Source organism: Lentzea aerocolonigenes (assembly GCF_000974445.1).
Lineage (GTDB): Bacteria > Actinomycetota > Actinomycetes > Mycobacteriales > Pseudonocardiaceae > Lentzea > Lentzea aerocolonigenes.
On sequence record NZ_BBOJ01000002.1, the window covers coordinates 314,411 to 332,178 of the forward strand.

Annotated in this window: 15 protein-coding genes and 1 pseudogene; 3 read left to right on the top strand and 13 right to left on the bottom strand. The window is 69.4% G+C overall.

Translation table 11 applies throughout. The annotated features are described in order from the left end of the window. The first annotated feature begins 51 nt into the window (after positions 1 to 51). On the top strand, positions 52 to 1,440 hold the full coding sequence (locus AOM45_RS05300; RefSeq protein WP_030470216.1) for a KamA family radical SAM protein: 1,389 nt from the start codon (positions 52 to 54) through the stop codon (positions 1,438 to 1,440). Between the two features lie 90 nt (positions 1,441 to 1,530). Here AOM45_RS05300 and AOM45_RS05305 read toward each other — a convergent pair whose 3' ends face one another. Genes AOM45_RS05305 through ccrA form a run of 3 tightly spaced genes read right to left on the bottom strand, consistent with a single transcriptional unit; the run spans position 1,531 to position 4,719 of the window. Continuing rightward, positions 1,531 to 2,388 (bottom strand): 3-hydroxybutyryl-CoA dehydrogenase, encoded by an 858-nt coding sequence (locus AOM45_RS05305; protein ID WP_030470217.1) that lies wholly within the window; start codon positions 2,386 to 2,388, stop codon positions 1,531 to 1,533. Next, positions 2,385 to 3,368, bottom strand: a complete 984-nt coding sequence (locus tag AOM45_RS05310) for a 3-oxoacyl-ACP synthase III family protein (protein ID WP_030470218.1) — start codon at positions 3,366 to 3,368, stop codon at positions 2,385 to 2,387. The genes AOM45_RS05305 and AOM45_RS05310 overlap by 4 nt, the downstream gene beginning before the upstream one ends. Position 3,369: 1 nt before the next feature. Then, on the bottom strand, positions 3,370 to 4,719 hold the full coding sequence (gene ccrA / locus AOM45_RS05315) for a crotonyl-CoA carboxylase/reductase (protein WP_030470219.1): 1,350 nt from the start codon (positions 4,717 to 4,719) through the stop codon (positions 3,370 to 3,372). A gap of 214 nt (positions 4,720 to 4,933) precedes the next feature. On the opposite strand from ccrA, the gene AOM45_RS05320 reads away from it, so the two are divergent. Continuing rightward, a complete protein-coding gene (locus tag AOM45_RS05320) occupies positions 4,934 to 5,215 on the top strand; it encodes an Rv0250c family protein (protein WP_030470220.1) in 282 nt (93 codons plus the stop codon). A gap of 41 nt (positions 5,216 to 5,256) precedes the next feature. Here the strand turns inward: AOM45_RS05320 and AOM45_RS05325 are convergent, their stop codons facing one another. After that, the gene (locus AOM45_RS05325; RefSeq protein WP_308202523.1) at positions 5,257 to 5,574 is read right to left on the bottom strand and encodes a winged helix-turn-helix transcriptional regulator; all 318 of its coding nucleotides are present in this window, start codon (positions 5,572 to 5,574) and stop codon (positions 5,257 to 5,259) included. Between the two features lie 157 nt (positions 5,575 to 5,731). Here AOM45_RS05325 and AOM45_RS05330 point away from each other — a divergent pair, with 157 nt between their 5' ends. Continuing rightward, entirely contained in the window at positions 5,732 to 6,382 is a 651-nt protein-coding gene (locus AOM45_RS05330) for an NAD(P)-dependent oxidoreductase (RefSeq protein ID WP_030470222.1), read from the top strand. Between the two features lie 62 nt (positions 6,383 to 6,444). Here the strand turns inward: AOM45_RS05330 and AOM45_RS05335 are convergent, their stop codons facing one another. The 9 genes and pseudogenes from AOM45_RS05335 to AOM45_RS05375 all read right to left on the bottom strand — a co-directional run. Next, a complete protein-coding gene (locus AOM45_RS05335; protein ID WP_051784127.1) occupies positions 6,445 to 7,872 on the bottom strand; it encodes an MFS transporter in 1,428 nt (475 codons plus the stop codon). Between the two features lie 91 nt (positions 7,873 to 7,963). Beyond that, positions 7,964 to 8,653, bottom strand: coding sequence for an NAD(P)-dependent oxidoreductase (locus AOM45_RS05340; protein WP_030470224.1), 690 nt, complete (start codon positions 8,651 to 8,653; stop codon positions 7,964 to 7,966). A 43-nt stretch (positions 8,654 to 8,696) separates the two neighbouring features. After that, positions 8,697 to 9,800, bottom strand: coding sequence for a Gfo/Idh/MocA family protein (locus AOM45_RS05345; RefSeq protein WP_030470225.1), 1,104 nt, complete (start codon positions 9,798 to 9,800; stop codon positions 8,697 to 8,699). A 2-nt stretch (positions 9,801 to 9,802) separates the two neighbouring features. After that, complete coding sequence (locus AOM45_RS05350) at positions 9,803 to 10,993, bottom strand: cytochrome P450 (RefSeq protein WP_030470226.1); 1,191 nt, start codon at positions 10,991 to 10,993, stop codon at positions 9,803 to 9,805. A 14-nt stretch (positions 10,994 to 11,007) separates the two neighbouring features. Beyond that, positions 11,008 to 11,232 (bottom strand): ferredoxin, encoded by a 225-nt coding sequence (locus AOM45_RS05355; RefSeq protein WP_030470227.1) that lies wholly within the window; start codon positions 11,230 to 11,232, stop codon positions 11,008 to 11,010. Continuing rightward, positions 11,229 to 12,431 carry a cytochrome P450 gene (locus tag AOM45_RS05360; RefSeq protein ID WP_030470228.1) on the bottom strand — a complete coding sequence of 401 codons (1,203 nt, stop codon included), beginning with the start codon at positions 12,429 to 12,431 and terminating at the stop codon, positions 11,229 to 11,231. Before AOM45_RS05360 ends, AOM45_RS05355 begins: the two co-directional genes overlap by 4 nt. Before the next feature lie 55 nt (positions 12,432 to 12,486). After that, positions 12,487 to 12,831, bottom strand: coding sequence for a nuclear transport factor 2 family protein (locus tag AOM45_RS05365; RefSeq protein ID WP_030470229.1), 345 nt, complete (start codon positions 12,829 to 12,831; stop codon positions 12,487 to 12,489). A 19-nt stretch (positions 12,832 to 12,850) separates the two neighbouring features. After that, positions 12,851 to 14,074 (bottom strand): cytochrome P450 family protein, encoded by a 1,224-nt coding sequence (locus AOM45_RS05370; RefSeq protein ID WP_030470230.1) that lies wholly within the window; start codon positions 14,072 to 14,074, stop codon positions 12,851 to 12,853. A 13-nt stretch (positions 14,075 to 14,087) separates the two neighbouring features. Continuing rightward, a pseudogene (locus AOM45_RS05375) lies at positions 14,088 to 17,756 on the bottom strand (type I polyketide synthase); the annotation flags it as partial. Between the last annotated feature and the right edge of the window lie 12 nt (positions 17,757 to 17,768).

Here is a 17,768-nt window from a genome sequence, read left to right on the forward strand (position 1 = left end):
CTAGCGGTATGACAGGATATCTTTACGCGACCTCGACGCTGAGGAGTACGGATGACTGCGCTGCACGACGCCACCACGGCGCTGGAGCGGCTGGACCGCCAGCCGTACACGTATGTCCGCAGGGAGCTGGTCGAACCCGACTGGCGTCGCTTCCCCGGCTGGGCGCACGTGACCGAAGCGCAGTGGCGCGACGCCCAGTGGCAGCGGGTGAACTGCGTGAAGAACGTCAAGCAGCTCCGCAAGGTCGCGGGGGACCTGCTGACCGACAAGTTCTACGACGACCTCGCCGCGGACCAGGAGAAGTTCGCGACGATGTCGATGCTGATCCCGCCGCAGATGTTCAACACGATGGCGGTCGACGCGGCACTGACGCCCGACGAGTTCACCGAGGCCTTCCTGGCCGACCCGGTGCGCCGCTACATGCTGCCGGTCTCCTCCGACCGCGACCCGCGCTGGCCGTCGCACCCGCACTCCCAGCGCGACTCGCTGCACGAGGCCGAGATGTGGGTCGTCGAGGGGTTGACCCACCGCTACCCGACCAAGGTCCTGGCCGAGATGGTCTCGACCTGCCCGCAGTACTGCGGCCACTGCACGCGCATGGACCTGGTCGGCAACTCCACGCCGTTGATCGACAAGCACAAGCTCTCGCTCAAGCCGGTCGACCGCCAGGACCAGATGATCGAGTACCTGAAGAAGACCCCGGGCGTCCGCGACGTGGTCGTCTCGGGCGGCGACGTGGCGAACGTGCCGTGGCCGCAGCTGGAGTCGTTCCTCATGCGACTGCTCGACATCGAAACGGTCCGCGACGTCCGCCTGGCCACCAAGGCCCTGGCCGGCCTCCCTCAGCACTGGATCCAGCCACGGGTAGTCGAAGGCCTGGAGCGCGTGGCCCGCACCGCCTCCCGCCGTGGCGTGAACCTCGCGATCCACACACACGTGAACCACGCACAGTCCGTGACGCCCCTCGTGGCCGAAGCAGCGCGCACCGCACTGGAAGTCGGCGTCCGGGACGTGCGCAACCAGGGCGTGCTGATGAAGGGCGTCAACGCGACGCCGGACGACCTGCTCGATCTTTGCTTTGCGCTGCAAGGGGAAGCGAACATCCTCCCCTACTACTTCTACATGTGCGACATGATCCCCAACGCGGAACACTGGAGGGTGTCCGTGTGGGAGGCGCAGGAGTTGCAGCACGCGATCATGGGCTACCTGCCCGGCTACGCGACGCCGCGCATCGTGTGCGACGTGCCGTACGTCGGGAAGCGGTGGGTGCACCAGCTCGAGGGCTATGACCGCGAGCTGGGCATCTCGTACTGGACCAAGAACTACCGCACCGGGATCGAGCTGGAAGACCCGGAGGCGTTGGACCGCCGCTACCCCTACTACGACCCGATCTCCACCCTCGGTGAGACCGGCCAGAAGTGGTGGGCCGACCAGGCCTGACAGGTTGCGATGGGGCCGTTTTCGGGACAAGTTCCGGAGGCGGCCCCATCGGCAGTCGCGAGCGCCACGTCTTCGGCGACGAGCAGCCGGTCAGTACGGGTAGAAGCCCCTGCCGCTCTTGCGGCCGAGGTACCCGCCCTCGATCATGCGGAGCAGCAACGCGGGCGGGGCGTGCAGTGGTTCCTTGGTCTCGTCGTACATCGCCTCGCCGACGGCCGCGACCGTGTCCAGGCCGATGAGGTCGATCAACGCCAGCGGGCCCATCGGGTGGCCGCATCCGAGTGTCATGCCGCGGTCGACGTCCTGTGCGGACGCCGTGCCCGACTCGACCATCCGCACCGCTGCCAGCAGGTAGGGGATGAGCAGGGCGTTGACCACGAAACCCGCCTGGTCCTTCGCCGTGATCACCTGTTTGCCGAGCAACTCGGTGAGGAACGACGTCGTGCGCGTGATCGTCCCGGGCGCCGTGGCGAGCGAGCTGATCACCTCTACCAGTGGCATGATCGGCACGGGGTTGAAGAAGTGCACGCCGATGACGCGGGCCGGGTTCTCGGTCGCCCGAGCCAGCTTCATGATCGGCAGTGACGAGGTGTTCGACGCCAGCACGGCCTCGGGGTCGGTGACCACCTCGTCGAGCGTCGCGAAGATCTCGAGCTTGGGTTCCAGCTTCTCGACCACGGCCTCCAGCACGAACTGGCGGTCGGCGGCGTCCTTCAGGTCGGTGGACCAGGTGACTCTGGCCAGTGCGGCCTCCTGGTCGGAGGTCGTCAGCTTTTCCTTCCGCACCAAGCGGTTCAGCGACTTCTCGAGCTGGCCGCGGGCTCGTTCCGCGGACTGCGGGCGCGCTGCGACGACGAGGACGTCCAGCCCAGAGCGGGCGCAGACCTCGGCGAAGCCCACGGCCATCTGGCCGGAGCCGACGACGCCGACCCGGTCGATCGCGGTCATGCCGACCACCGGACCAGGCTGGTGCCGACGGACATGCCGCCACCGAAACCGGCCAGCAGCACCAGGTCACCGGCGTTGATCTTGCCGGTGCGCACGGCGTCGTCCAGGGCCACCGGGACCGAGGCGCTGCCGAGGTTGCCGAACCGGTCGACGGTGAGGTGCGTGTGGGCGTCCCCGAGTCCGCTGCGGACTGCCAGTTCCCGCAGCAGGACGCCGTTGGCCTGGTGCGGGACGAAGCAGTCGACGTCGGCGAGGGTCAGGCCGGCCTTGGTGACGAGCTTGTCCAGCAGCGGCGGCAGGTTGTCCATGACGAAGTCGCGGACTCCCCTGCCCTGCATGGTGAAGTAGTGCCCGCCGGCGGCGACGGTCTGCGCGCTGGTGGGCACTCGGCTGCCACCGGCCACCACCTTGATGAGGTCCTGTGCCGCGCCGTAGCTGCTCAGGTCGACGTCGATGATGCCGCCGTCCTCGACCTCGCCGACGACGACAGCGCCCGCTCCGTCTCCGAGCAGGACCGACGTGCGCCGGTCGCTGAAGTCGAGGATGCGCGAGTACACGTCGGCACCGATGACGAGCGCGAGCGCGCCGGGTTTCGCGGCCACGAGGGACCGCGCCAGCTCGACGCCGTAGACGAAACCGGCGCAGACGGCGTTGATGTCGAGGCACGCCGCGCCGTGCGCGCCGATGACGTCCTGCACCAGGCACGACGTCGGCGGCTGCGGGAAGTCACCGGTCGAGGTGGACAGGACGAGGTAGTCGACGCGGTCGGCGGGCACTCCCGCCGCCTCCAGCGCCCGCACGGCGGCGACGGCCGCGAGGTCCGACGTGGCCTCGCCGTGACCGGCCCAGCGGCGGGTGGCGATCCCGGTCTTGCGCAGGATCCACTCGGGGGTCGCGTCGGTGACGAGCTCGGCGATCTCCTCGTTGGTGACGACGCGGTCGGGGACGAACGAGCCGGTACCCAGAAATCCGATGGCCATGTCACTCACCGATCCCGGGGGTGAAGCCGCGCAACGGGTTCAGCCTGTCCTCGCCGATCTCGGCCCGCAGCTGGGGGTCGGTGACGCCGAGTCCTCGCTCGGGCGCCACGCACAGCACCGCGACCTTGCCGATGTGCCGGTTCGCCTGCACCAGGCGGGTCGCTTCCGCGACGTCGCCGAGAGGGTAGACCGCGGACATCGTGGGCGCGATGTGGCCGAGCTCGAACAGCCGGTTCGTGTCCCACACCTCCTGCAGGTTCGCGACGTGGCTGCCGATGACCCGCTTGAGCTTCATCCAGAGGTAGCGGTTGTCGAACACGTGCTGGTAGCCGGTGCTGGAACCGCAGGTGACGACCGTGCCGCCACGACGCACGACGAACACCGAGATGCCGAACGTGGCGCGGCCGGTGTGCTCGAACACGATGTCGGGGTCGCGGCCGACCTTCTCACGGATGATCGAGCCGAGCCTGCGGCCGACCTCCAGCACGCGCTCCGGGTCGTCGGCGGTCTCGTCGCCGAGGCCGAACTGCTCGCGGTTGATCACGATGTCGCAGCCGAGCGCCCGCAACGCCTCCGCCTTGCGCTCGGAGCTGACGATGCCGATCGGGATGCCGCCGCCGTTGCGCACGAACTGGACGGCGTACCCGCCGAGGCCACCGGCGGCGCCCCAGATCAGCACGACGTCACCCTGCTTCATGCGGGCGCCGCGGTCGCTGACGAGCATGCGGTAGGCGGTGCCCGCGCACAACGTGTTGCTGGCGGCTTCCTCCCACGTCAGGTGGGCGGGCTTCGGCGCGAGCTGGCTGGCTCGGACCACCGTGTACTCGGCGAGCCCGCCGAAGTTGGTCTCGAAGCCCCAGGCCCGCTGCTCGGCACCCATCATGCCGTCGGCGTGCGTCGCGGGTTCCTGGTCGTCGACGTAGGCGGGGCTGACGACCACGTGGTCGCCGGCCTTCCAGCGCCGCACACCGGAACCGGCGCGCACGACGACGCCCGCGCCGTCCGAGCCGACGACGTGGTGCGGCAGGTCGTGCCGGGTGGCCCAGCCGCCCGTGCGGGCGAACTGCTTGAGGAAGCGGAACGTGGGGATCGGTTCGAACATGGCCGACCACACCGTGTTGTAGTTGATCGAACTGGCCATCACGGCCACCACGACCTCGTCCGGCGCCGGCTCCGGCATCGGCACGTGGCCGAGCCGCAGCGACTTGCGGACATCCTTGTCGGCCACCCCGCGGAACATGTCGGAATCCTCGACCCGCAGATGCGCGGCCAAATATTCCGCGGGCAGCGGAATGCGCTCGATCTCCTCGGATGTCGCGCCGCCGAGCAACGCGTCAGTCAAAGAGCTCATGGTCGCCTCTCGTGTGCATCACGATTCTCCGCGCCGAAAATGGCGACGAGAACACCCCCATAAAGGCCAGATCAGCCAATCGCACGCTATCGAGAGGGATCTGCCGCCGAACACCCCCTAGACCCCCAGTCCGGCACCCCGGGCACAGGGGGTTGCCCGGTTTTACCGGCGGCTGGCACATTCGGCGCTCGGACACTCGCCCACCGGGGGAACAATGACGCGCGACGACATCACCGAGATCAGGGCACTCGTGCGCAGACTGTGCGAGCGGACCACCGCGCTCCGCGCCAGATCGGGCCGTGACCCGGTGGTGCGGCGGCTGGTCAACGACGTCGAGCGGATCGCGATCGACCTCGACGAACTGGACGACCACTTCGGACCGGTCCCGCGCCAGCGCGAGGACGTGGTGATCGTCTCGGACACGCCGTACGACCCGGCTCTGTGGCACGGGGCCGACGACGAGGGTGTGGGGGGCCATCGGCCCCACTACTACTGATCACGAACGAAGAGGCTGCCCGGCTGGGCAGCCTCTTCGCGTCAGACGGCGCGTTCCTGGTAGGCCCGCCTGGCCTGCAGCAGCTCGGTGAGGTGCGCCGCGGTCCAGTCGCAGGTCGTCTCCATCAGTTCGAGCAACGTGCGCCCCAGGTCGGTGATCTCGTACTCGACCCTGGGCGGAACCTCGGGATGGGCGTGCCGGAGCAGAAAGCCGTCGCGTTCCATCGCGCGCAGGGATTCCGTCAACACTTTCGGCGTCACACCCTGCAACGGGACCTGCAGCTCCGAAAAACGACGTTTGCCGTCTTTCAGGCACACCAGAATCTTTCCAGTCCATTTGTCACCGATGCGCACGGGCACCGAGACTTCCTCGCACCCGCTGAACATCCCGGGCTCCAGTGGCTTGCTCACACAACCAGGGTACGTAAGTATCGTTGCGGAAACCAGGGTGTCACCCACTAGCGTTCGCCACATCGGCCGGAGAACAGTGCCGGCCCTGTCGAACGGAGTACCTGGGGTGAGCAGAATTGTTGTGTTCGGTGCTGGGGGCAAGGCCGGCAGCAAGGCCGTGGCCGAAGCGGCATCCCGCGGTCACCAGGTGACGGCCGTCGTCCGCGACACGGCCAAGTACGCCCACCTCGCCGGTGACAACGTGAAGGTGGTCTCCGGCGACGTGACCGACGCCGCCAGCATCGCGGCCGTGGTCGCGGATCACGACGCCGTCGTCCAGGCCGCCTACCAGCCGGGCCTGCCGGTGGACGAGTACTTCGGCAAGGCCGCCCAGGCCCTGCTCGACGGCCTCACCGAGGCGGGCGTCGAGCGGCTCGTCGCGGTCGGCATCGGCACGACCCTGGAGGTCGCGCCGGGCGTTCTCGTGCACGACACCGAGGGCTTCCCGGAGGAGGGCCGCACGTTCTCGCTGGGTCACATGGCCCAGTTGGAGGCCTTCCAGGCGTCCGGCGAGAAGGTCGACTGGGTGGTCATCGCACCGCCGCCCGCGGTCCTCGACGCCGACGCCGAGAAGTCCGGCAAGGTCCGCTTCGGCGGCACGTCGGTTCTCCCCGCTGAGGAGGGTGCGCCCGCGTTCTCCTACGCCGACCTCGCGGTCGCGCTGATCGACGAGATCGAGAACCCCAAGCACCACCGCGTGCTGGTCGCTGTCGCCTGACACGCGCTCTTCACGCGGAGAGGCCCCGCCACCCACGTGGCGGGGCCTCTGCGCATGCGCTGTCAGGCCTTGCGGGTGTCCACGGTGATCGCGAACTTCACCACGACCGCGCCGACGAGCGCGATCGCCGCGGTCCACGCCGAAGCCGTGACGAACCCGTGCACCGAGGCTTCGAGCCCGGCACCGGGATGCGTCGCCAGATAGCCGGCGGCGGCACTGATGGACACGGTGTTGAGCAGCGCGGCGCCGACGGATCCGCCCGCCTGCTGCGAAGTGCCCACCAGCGCGGACACGACCCCGGCGTACTTGGGATCGATGGACGCCATGGCGGTGGTCATGGCCGGCACGGTCAGCAGCCCCACCCCGAGCCCGAACGCCAGCAACGCGGGAAGCACGTCGACCACGTACGAGGACGAGGGCGAGAGCCGCAGCAGGTACAGCAGCGCGACCGCGAAGATCAGGAGCCCCAGCGAGATCATGGTTCCCGGTTTCATCCGCTTCACGAGCCGGGTGGCGATCTGCGTGGAGCAGAACACGGCGGTCAGCACGTAGGCGAGGAACGCGAGCCCGGTCTGCACCGGGGAGTACTTCATGACCACCTGCAACTGGTAGGTCATCCCCAGCAGCATGCCGTAGGTGGCGAACGCCGAAACGGCCATGGCGAGGAACGCCGTCCCGCTGTTCCGGTTGGCCAGCACCTCCAACGGCAGCAAGGGATTGGCCGACCTGGCCTGCAGCCGGACGAACCCGGCCAGCAGGGCCACCGCGGCCACCAACGCCCCGATGATCACGCCGGATCCCCAGCCGTACCCGGCTGCCTCCCCCAGCCCGTAGATGAGCGCCACCATGCCCGCGGAGCACAGCAACGCGCCGAGCACGTCGAGGCGGGCACCGGGGTGCCGGGCCGCATTGGGCACGAACGCGCTGCCGACGAGCACGAGCACGGCGATCGGCACGTTGACGTACAGACACCACCGCCAGCCCGCGAAGTCGGTCAGCACACCACCCATGACCAGGCCCAGCGCGGCGCCGGACATGCCGGCGGCGGCGAAGAAGCCGAACGCACGCGCCCGTTCCTTCGCCTCGGGGAAGGTGGTGCTGACCAACGACAACGTGGCGGGTGCGATCAAGGCCGCGAACACGCCCTGCAGCGCACGAGCGGCGATGAGCATCCCAGCGTTGACAGCGGCACCGCCGAGCGCCGACGCGAGCGCGAACCCCACGACGCCGATGAGCAGTGCCCGCTTGCGTCCGGTGAGATCACCGATGCGGCCGCTCAGCAGCAACAGCCCGCCGTACGCGAGGGTGTACGCGGTCACCGCCCACTGGCGGCCCGCGTCCGTCAGGCCCACGTCGGCCTGCACGGACGGGAGTGCCACGGACACGATGGTCGAGTCCAGCGTGGTCATCAGCTGGGCGACGCAGATCACGGCCAGCGCGACCGCCCGGCGGTCCGTGCGTCCCGCGGTGACCGGTTCGGCTTCGGTCATCTTCCACTTCCTTCCGGTCAGGAGGACCCACCCCAAAGATCACGGCCACCGTCCACACAGGACGATGGCCGTGGCCTGGGAACGGATCTGCTCAGTGCGAGACGCCGACGAGCTCGCGGTGGTGCTTGGGGTCGACCGCCTCGTCGACCAGTGCGACCGCGAGGTCCGTGAAGGTGAACTTCGGGCCCTTGTCGTCGTAGGGGTAGTCGAAGCGGGGACCGCTGCCGTCGTCGTAGGGCAGCAGGCGGTTGCCGGTCACCTGGTAGCGGCCGGTGCGGGCCCTCTGGTTGTCCAGCGGGGTCGGCGGTGCCGCGACCACGACCCAGTCGACGTCGGTCTCGGTGGTGCGCAGCACCTCGAGCTCGACCGCGCGGCCGAGGTTGAACGGCATGAACTCCAGCGGGAACTCCGGCTGGTCCATGAACCGCACGCCGGGCGCGCTCTCCAGCAAGGTGCCGATGCCCAGCACCACGAGCCGGTGCACACCGGCCTTGCCGAGACCTTCCAGCACCGCGCGGGCCGCGTTGCCGTAGAACTCGTCGGCCGGCACGTCCGGCCGGTACACCGACACGATGGCGGCGTCGTGGCCCTTGGCCGCGTTCGCGACGTCAGCGGCCTCGGTCACGTCGCCCTGGACGACCGTGACGCCGGCTGCCGCGAGGTCGCGCGCCTTCGCCGGGTCGCGCACCACCGCGGTCACCTCGTGACCGCGGGACAACGCCTCCTCGATCACGCGTCGCCCGCCACGGCCACCGGCACCGAAAACAACGATCTTGCTCACCCGAGGAACCCCCAGACTCGATCCGTCACCCACGCGAACGACGCTAGCGCCCGGTACCTCGGTTCCCGCAACGATAGTCAAGGCGCTCGCCCGAATCCGAGGCCGAGACGATGGTGTCGAGCAGCCGGTGCACGTCCGTCGCGGTGGCGAAGTCGGGCTCCACCGGCGTGCCGTCCGCGATCGCCGAGGCGAGGTCGCGGTAGACGCGGTTGACGTTGCGGACGGCGGGTGGCGCGTCGATCAGGTCGTCGGCGTGACTGTCCGGCAACGGTTCCAGCTCGGCGCGTCCAAGTGCGCCGAGCAGCCGCCACCGCGTGCCGACCAGCTCGTCGCTCTCCGAGAGCAGCACCAGCCTGCCCTTCGTGCCGTGCACCTCGATGCGGTAGCCGGTGCCGAACGGCCCTCCGGTGATGATGTGCGCGGACGCGACGGCGCCGGAGCCGAGCACGCCGGTGACCGAGATCTGGTCGGGCCACCCCACGGGCACCTTCTCGCCCGTCTCGGCGAGCTCGGCTTCCGGCAGGCGGGTGGCCGTCGTGGCGGACAACGACGTGAAGTCGCCGACCGCGCGGCGGAAGACGTCCAGTGCGTGGCCGCCGACGATGATCAGCCTGTTGGTGGCACCCTGCTCGATGTACTGCTTGTACCGCGCCGGCCACTTGTCCGGTGTGGACAGTGAGTAGGTGAACGTCGCCGACAGCGGTTCGCCGATCCACCTGTCCTCGACGCGGGCGCGCACCTGCCGCACGGCCGGGTGGTGCCGGCTCTGCAGGCCGATCACGTGCCGCACACCGGCCGCGTCCGCCGCGTCGCGGAAGCCTGCGGCGGTGCCGGCGTCCATGGCCAGCGGCCACTCGCAGTACACGTGCTTGCCCGCCGCGATGGTGGCGTCGACGAGCCCTTCGCGGCGTGGCACCGGCACGGCCAGCACCACGAGGTCGACCTCCGGGCTGTCGATCAGCTGACGCGCGTCGGCGAACGCGTGCCGCGCCTGCCACAGGCGTGCCGCGGCGGCGGCCTTTCCGGGCGAACTGGAGGCGACCGCGGTCACCTCGTACTCGGGTGCGGCGGCGAGCGCGGGGAGGTGGGTCGCGCTGGCCCACCCCCGTTCCGCGCTCGCGCCGACCACTCCCACTCTGATCCTCATGGTCACCAGGTGACCATGAGTTCGAGCGGGCCGCGCAGGATCGAGCCCTTGCGCCACGGGATGTCGTCCACGTCCACGGCGAGCCGCAGGCCGGGGAACCGGCGCAGCAGCGACGCGATCACGACCTGCAGCTCCATCCGTGCCAGCTGGGCGCCGAGACAGTGGTGAATGCCGTAGCTGAACGCCAGGTGCCCGGTGGCGTCGCGGGAGAAGTCGATCTTCTCCGCGTTCGGGTAGACGGTCTCGTCGCGGTTGGCGGCCATCATCGACGGCAGGACCGCCTCGCCTTTGCGGACGAGCGTGCCGCCGAGCTCCACGTCCTCGGCGGCACGCCGCGGGTAGAACGACGCCGAGGTGAGCGGGACCTGTCGCAGCAGCTCCTCGACGGCTCGTTCGACGAGGCCGGGGTCGTCGAGCAGCGCTTTGAGATGCTCGGGGCCGGTGAGCAGCGTGTAGGCGAAGTTGCCGATCTCGTAGGCGGTGATCTCGTAGCCGGCCAGCAGGACCGACCAGGCGAGGCTCACCATCTCGTCCTCGGTGAGGCGGTCATCGGTGTCGTGCGCCTCGGCGAGCACGCTGAGCAGGTCCTCGGCGGGTTCGGTTCGCCGGAGCGCGATGAGCTTGCCGAGGTAGGCGCGCAGGTCCTCGTTGGCGCGCATGAGCTCGTCCACGCCGACGCCGGAGGACGCGGTGGAGGCGAGGACGGAGCTCCAGTCGTGGAACCGGTCGCGGTCCTCGTAGGGAACGCCGAGGAGTTCGCAGACGACCAGCATCGGCACCTCGAGCGCGTACGAGCGCATGAGGTCGAGAGGGCCGCCCTCGTTCTCCATGCGGTCGAGCAGCGCGTCGACGATCTGCTGGGTGGACGGGCGCAACGCCTCGATCCGCCTGGCGGAGAACGCCTTGGACACCACGCGCCGCAGCCTGCTGTGCCGCGGCGGGTCCATGGTGGTGAGCGCGTCCGGCCGGTGCACGTACGGCATCACCCGCGGCTCGTCCTCGCCGACCGCGAGCTCGCGGCTGAACCGCGGATCGGACAACAGGCTTTTGACGTCCTCGTAGCGCGTCGCGATGTAGGTGGGTGTGCCGTACGGGAGTTGTACGCGGGTCAGGCCCTCGCCTTCGCGCGTGCGCGCGTAGCCGGGGTCCACCTCGAGCCGTTCCGGTTCGCTGAACGGGTAGCGCTCGGTCATCTTCCTTCTCTCCTTCAGGCCTCGGGCACGAGCACGTCGCCCGTGGCCTCGTCGCGCACCCGGATGGCCTCGGCGGGACACGCGAACGCGGCGTCCAGCAGGTCCTCGTCCGGTTCGACGTGGTCGTGCACGGGCACGGACTTGCTGCTCTTGCGCTGGAAGTACTTCGGCGCGGCGCCCACGCACATGCCGGTGCCGATGCAGGTCCTGGCGTCGATCTCGACGCTCCAGCCGCTCACCACGTCACCAGCAGGGAGCTGGGGCCGCGCAGGATGGACCCGGAACGCCAGGGCAGTTCGTCCTCCGCGACCAGCCGCAGGCCGGGCAACCTGCGCAGCAGCGTGCCGATCGCGACCTGCAGCTCCATCCGCGCGAGCGGGGCGCCCAGGCAGTGGTGGATGCCGTAGCTGAACGTCAGGTGCGCGTTCGAGTCGCGGTGGAAGTCGAGCTGGTCGGCGTTGGGGAAGACGGCCTCGTCGCGGTTGGCGGCCAGGGTGGACGGGAGCACGGTCTCGCCCTTGCGCACCAGCGTTCCGCTCAGTTCCACGTCCTCGAGCGCCATGCGGGGGAAGAAGGACCCGACGGTGAGCGGCACGAACCGCAGCAGCTCCTCGACCGCCTTCTCCAGCAACCCGGCCTCCTGCACCAGCTGTTCGCGCTGGTCGGGGTTCGTGAGCAGCAGGTAGACCGAGTTCACCAGCATGTTGGTGGTGATCTCGAACCCGGCGAGCAGCACGGACCAGGCGAGGCCGACGATCTCTTCCGGGGTCAGCGGGTCATCGGTCTGCTCGGTCTCGACCAGCACGCTGAGCAGGTCGTCGCCGGGGTTCGCGCGCTTGGTGTCCACCAGCTCGGCGAGATAGTCGCGCAGTTCCTTGTCGGCCTGCGCGATGTCCTCCTTGGTGTGCTTGGAGGACCGGGTAGAGGCGAGGATCTCGCTCCAGTGGTGGAACTTGTGCCTGTCCTCGTACGGTCCGCCGAGCAGCTCGCAGATGACCATCATCGGCACGGCGAGCGCGAACTGGCGCACCAGGTCGGCGGTGTCACCGGCGGCGACCATCTCGTCGAGCAGCTCGTCGACGATCTGCTGGGTGCGCGGCCTGATGGTCTCGATGCGGCGTTTGGTGAACGCGCGCGCCACGGCTTTGCGCAGCCTGGTGTGGCCGGGCGGGTCCATGGTGAGGATCGAGTCGGGGCGGTGGGTGAACGAGAGAATGCGCGGCTCGTCCTCGCCGAGCGCCTTCTCGCGGCTGAACCTGGGGTCGCCGAGCACGATCTTGACGTCCTCGTGCCGGGTGGCGAGCCAGGTGGGTTTGCCGAACGGCAGCTGGACGCGTTCGAGCTCGCCCTGGTCGCGCAGCTCCCCGTAGCGGGGGTGGACGACGAGGCGGTCGGGCTCGCTGAACGGGTACGCGACGGGTTCGGGGTGGGTGGTCATGCGGCCTCCTCGTGTGAGACGGGACCGGGGCCTCGTCGCCCCGGTCCCGGTGAGCTCAGCCCTTGCCGAACACGTCCTTCACGACGATCTTGCCGTCGCGCATCTTGAAGATGTCCACGAAGCGCTTGAGCTCCGTGCCGTCGGGCGCGTTGACCGTGGCGCCGATGAAGACGGTGTCGCCGACCTCCGCGATCCCGGTGTAGTTCACCGTGATGCCCTTTTCGTTGAAGTCGTACAGGACACCGATCTGCTGCTCGAGGTAGGGACGGATCTCCTGTCCCGCGTAGACCTTGCCGTCCGGGTCGATCCACACGCCGTCCTCGGCGAAGCACTCCATCGCGCTGTCGACCTCGTTGGCCTCGCTCGTCTTGAAGAACAGCTCGACGACCTCTTTGGACATTGTTCTTTCCCCTTCCTGGTTATTCGGCGGACATGCGGACCGGCAGTCGGTCGAGTCCGCGGAACTGCGCGCTGTACTTCCACTCCAGTTCGCGCGCGGGAACGGTGAGCTCCCAGCGTCCGAAGCGGTCGAGCAGCTTCCCGAACACGATCTCCCCCTCCATCCGCGCCAGCGGGGCGCCGACGCAGTGGTGGATGCCGTACCCGAAGGACAGGTGGCCCCGGTTGGGCCTGGTGACGTCGAGCGTGTCCGGGTCGGTGAACTTCGCGGCGTCCCGGTTGGCCGACAGCAGCGAGATGAACACGATCTCGTTGGCCGGGATCGTGACGCCGCCGACCTCGACGGGGCTCGCGGTGTACCGGATGGTCGACATGTTGAGCGGGCTCTCGAACCGCAGGAACTCCTCGATCGCGCCGGGCAGCAGCGTGGAGTCCTTGCGCAGCAACGCCTGCTGGTCCGGGTTCTCGAGCAGCGCGAGCACGCCACTGCTGATCATGTGCGCCGTCGTCTCGTAGCCGGCGTTCATCATCAGGTAGATCGTGGACAGCAGCTCGGGCTCGCTGAGCTTGCCGCCGTCGACCTGCGCCTCGATCAGCGCGGAGATCATGTCGTCGTCCGGGGCGGCGCGTTTGTCCTCGATGAGCTGCCGCAGGTAGTCGAACGCGGCCTTGTGCGCGACCTGCTTCTCCTCGGCCGAGGTGTCGAGGCTCGCGAGCGCGCCGTTCCAGGTGCGGAAGTCCTCGTGCCGGTCCTGCGGAACGCCGAGCAGCTTGCCGATCACGAAGATCGGCAACGCCAGCGCGAGGGTGTGGACGAGATCGACCTCCTCACCGTCGGGGATCTTGCCGAGCAGGTCGTCGGTGAGCTCCTCGATCCACGGCCGCAGCTTCTCGACGCGCCGCATGGTGAACGCGTTGCCGAGCAGCCGCCGCAGCCGCGTGTGGTCCGGTGGGTCGCTGAACAGCATGCTCGGCGGCGTCCGGGTGATCGTGTCCCCAGCGTTGACCTTGTTGGCGTCCATGGCGTCGAGGAGCTTCTCGGTCTCCTTCGACAGCCGCGGATCGGCGAGCAGTTCACGCGCCTGCTCGTAGTCCGTCACCACCCACGCGTTCAACGCGGTGGCGAGCGTCTTGACGACGTGCTTGCGCACCACGCCGTCGTTGCGCATCCGCGCGTACCGCGAGTGCGGGTCCTGGGCGAAGTCCCAGCTGAGCAGGTCGACATCGCTCACGGCGTTGGTCATGACCAACCCTTTCTCACAGCTCGGTCAGCCACTTCTCGACGGCCTCTGCGGTGTCGGAAGCGAAGTTCTCGATCATGGTCAGGTGGGTGCCCGGCACGACGACCCTGGTGTGCGGCAACGGCCACACGGCCTGCCGCTCCGGGTCGGCGCCTTCGGTGAAGGCGGTCGCCGCCACCAGCAGGGTCGGCACGTCGGTGTCGCCGGGAGCCCAGCCGTCGAACAGCTGGAGGTAGCGCCCCATGGCGGCGAGCGACGTGTCGTCGACCAGGTTCACCAGTTCGTCCTTTTCGGACAGTTCCCGGTAGAGGTCGGCCTGCAGGTCGGCGACCTCGCCGGTGCCGGGCAGGTGGCTGTCCAGCAGCACGACGCCCGCGGGCGGCTCACCCTGTTCCGCCAGCGCGTTCGCGATCTCGTGGGCGAGCCAGCCGCCGGAGGAGTAGCCGACGAGCACGACTCGTCCGCGGACGGCCCCGGCGTGCGCCTCGACTGCTCCCCGCAGGGTCGCCGGCAGCTGCTCGCCCTTCCGGTATCCGGGCGGCACCAGCACGTTCACCTCGCGGACGCCGCGGAACGTCTCGGCGATCCGCGCGAACTGGAACGCGGTCGCGGGAGCCACGAGCGACGGAACGCAGAACAGAGCGGGTCCGTCCGGCCCGCTCGCGAACCGCGCGGTCCGCACGGTGAGCTCGTCCGTCGTGTGGTCGTGGAGGTCGGCGGCCGCGGCGAGCAGCCGGATTCCCTGCGCCGCACGCCCTGCCGCACAGGCCTGCCGGAACAGGCTGACCAGCGGCGTGCCGGTGTCCCGGCTCGGCTCGGGCAGGCCGGAGCTGATGTGCTTCGCGAGCGCGTCGATGGTCGGGTGCTCGAGAACGGCCGTGGCGGCGAGCCGCTGCCCGGTGGCCCGGCTGATCCTGTCCCGCAGTTCCACCGCGGTCAACGAGTTCAGCCCCAGTTCGGCGAAGTCCTGGTCGCCCGGCACGTCCTCGTCGGTGTGCCCGAGCACCGCGGCGAGCGCACCGCGCACGAGCCGCGGAACGTCGCTCAGGTCGCCGCGCGGCTGCTCTTCCTCGACCGCCTGCCGGTGGCCGGCCTGAACCGCGCCGGGCCAGAACCGCTTGCGCTGGAACGCGTACGTGGGCAGGTCGACCTTGCGCGCACCGCGTCCGAAGAACGGTGTCCAGTCGACCTCGACACCTCGGGTGAACAGCGTGCTCAGCGCCGTCAACACGGCCAGCGGCTCTTCCTGGTCCCTGCGCAGCGCGGGCGTCGCGGCGACGGCCTCGGGCCGGGTGGCGCAGTCGCCGACCATCGCGGTCAGCACGCCGTCCGGGCCCAGCTCCAGGAACGTCGTGACACCGTCCGCCTCGAAAGCCCTGACGGTGTCGAGGAACCGCACGGGTTCACGCACATGCCGCACCCAATACTCCGGGTCCGTCACGTCGCCGTGCATGGCGATCACCGGCTCGTGGAAAACAAGCCCTTCCACGACCTTGCGGAACTCGTCGAGCATCGGATCCATCAACGGCGAGTGGAACGCGTGCGACACCCTCAACCGCTTCGCCCGCTCGAACCGACCGGCCACCGCGAGAACAGCGTCCTCCTCACCGGAGATGACCACCGATCGCGGCCCGTTCACCGCCGCGATCGCCACACCCTCGGACAAGTGCGGCAGCACCTCGTCCTCGCTCGCGACCAACGACACCATCGCCCCACCACGGGGCAGTGCCTGCATCAACGACGCACGCGCCGAGACGAGCCTGCACGCATCCCTCAGCGACAGCACACCGGCCACGTGCGCGGCCGCGATCTCACCGATCGAATGCCCACCCACGAACTCCGGCCGCACACCCCACGACTCGAACAACCGGAACAACGCCACCTCAACCGCAAAAATCGCCGGCTGAGCAAACCCGGTCTCATCCACCGCCAACTCAGGCAACGTCAGATGAGCCAGCACATCGTCGTAGGCCTGCCGGAACACCGGGAAGGCGGCACCCAGCTGCTTCCCCATGCCCTCGCGCTGCGACCCCTGGCCGGTGAACACCACCCCCAACCGGCCGGGCGAGACCCGCCCGTTCGCGACCTCGGCACCGTCCAGCAACACGGCCCGGTGCTCCAACGCCGCCCGCGTCGTCACCAAGGAGAACCCGACATCGACCGGATCCAGCTCCTGCGCCAGCTCCACGATCCGCCGCACCTGAGCGCGCAACGCGGCCGGGCTCCTCCCCGACACCACCCACGGAACTCCCGTCCCCGGCAGGCCGAGCGCTTCCTGACCGCCCGAGCCTGGTTCCCGAGAGTCCGGCTCCGGTGCCTGTTCGAGGATCACGTGCGCGTTCGTCCCGCTGACGCCGAACGACGACACACCGGCCCGCCGCGGCCGGTCGACGGTCCACTCCCGCGCCTCGGTCAGCAACGAGACCGCACCCGCCGACCAGTCCACGTGGGGCGTCGGCTCATCGACGTGCAACGTCCTGGGCATGACCCCGTTCCGCAGGGCCATCACCATCTTGATCACACCGGCGATCCCGGCGGCGGCCTGCGTGTGCCCGATGTTCGACTTCAACGCCCCGAGCCACAGCGGCGAGGTCCGGTCCTGCCCGTAGGTCGCCAGCAGTGCGTCGGCCTCGATCGGATCCCCGAGCGTCGTCCCGGTCCCGTGCGCCTCGACGACGTCTACGTCCGAAGTGGACAGTCCAGCGGAGTCAAGCGCCGATCGGATCACCCGCTGCTGTGAAGGGCCGTTGGGCGCGCTCAACCCGTTGGAGGCCCCGTCCTGGTTGATGGCGGATCCGCGGACCACGGCGAGCACCTGGTGCCCGAGCCTCTGCGCGTCGGACAGCCGTTCGAGGACGACGACACCAGCGCCTTCACCCCACCCGGTGCCGTCGGCCGCACCGGCGAACGCCTTGCACCGCCCGTCGGCGGCGAGTCCACCGTTGCGGGAGAACTCGACGAACCCCGACGGCGACGACATGACGGTCACACCACCGGCCAGTGCCAGCGAGGTCTCACCCGACCGCAGCGACTGCACGGCCAGGTGCAGTGCCACGAGCGAGGACGAGCACGCGGTGTCCACCGAGATGGCGGGCCCGACGAGCCCGAGCTGGTAGGAGATGCGGCCGGACACGACGCTGGCGGCGTTGCCGGTGACGAGAAAACCCTCCACGTCGCCGGGCGACTGCGTCATCAGCACGAGCGGGTAGTCCTGCCCGTTGCCACCGACGAACACACCGGTCTGGCTGCCGCGCAACGAGGTCGGGTCGATGCCCGCGCGTTCGAACGACTCCCAGGCGATCTCGAGGATCAGGCGTTGCTGGGGATCCATCGCCAGCGCCTCACGCGGTGAGATCCCGAAGAACGCCGCGTCGAAATCGGTGACGTCGCGAACGAACCCACCTTCGGCGGTGTTGCTCTTGCCACTGGCCCGCGGGTCCGGGTCGTACAGGTCGTCGGGCCAGCCCCGGTCGTCCGGGAACGGCGTGACGGCGTCGCGGCCCTCGGCGACGAGCTGCCAGAGATCCTCGGGCGACCGGACGTCGCCGGGGAACCGGCAGGCCATGCCGATGATCGCGATCGGCTCGTTCGCGGCGGCGAGCAGCTGTGCGTTGTGCGTGCGCAGCCGCTCGACCTCCTTGAGCGACGACCGCAGCGCCTCGACGTAGCGATCGACATCTGTGGTCATCGGTTCTCC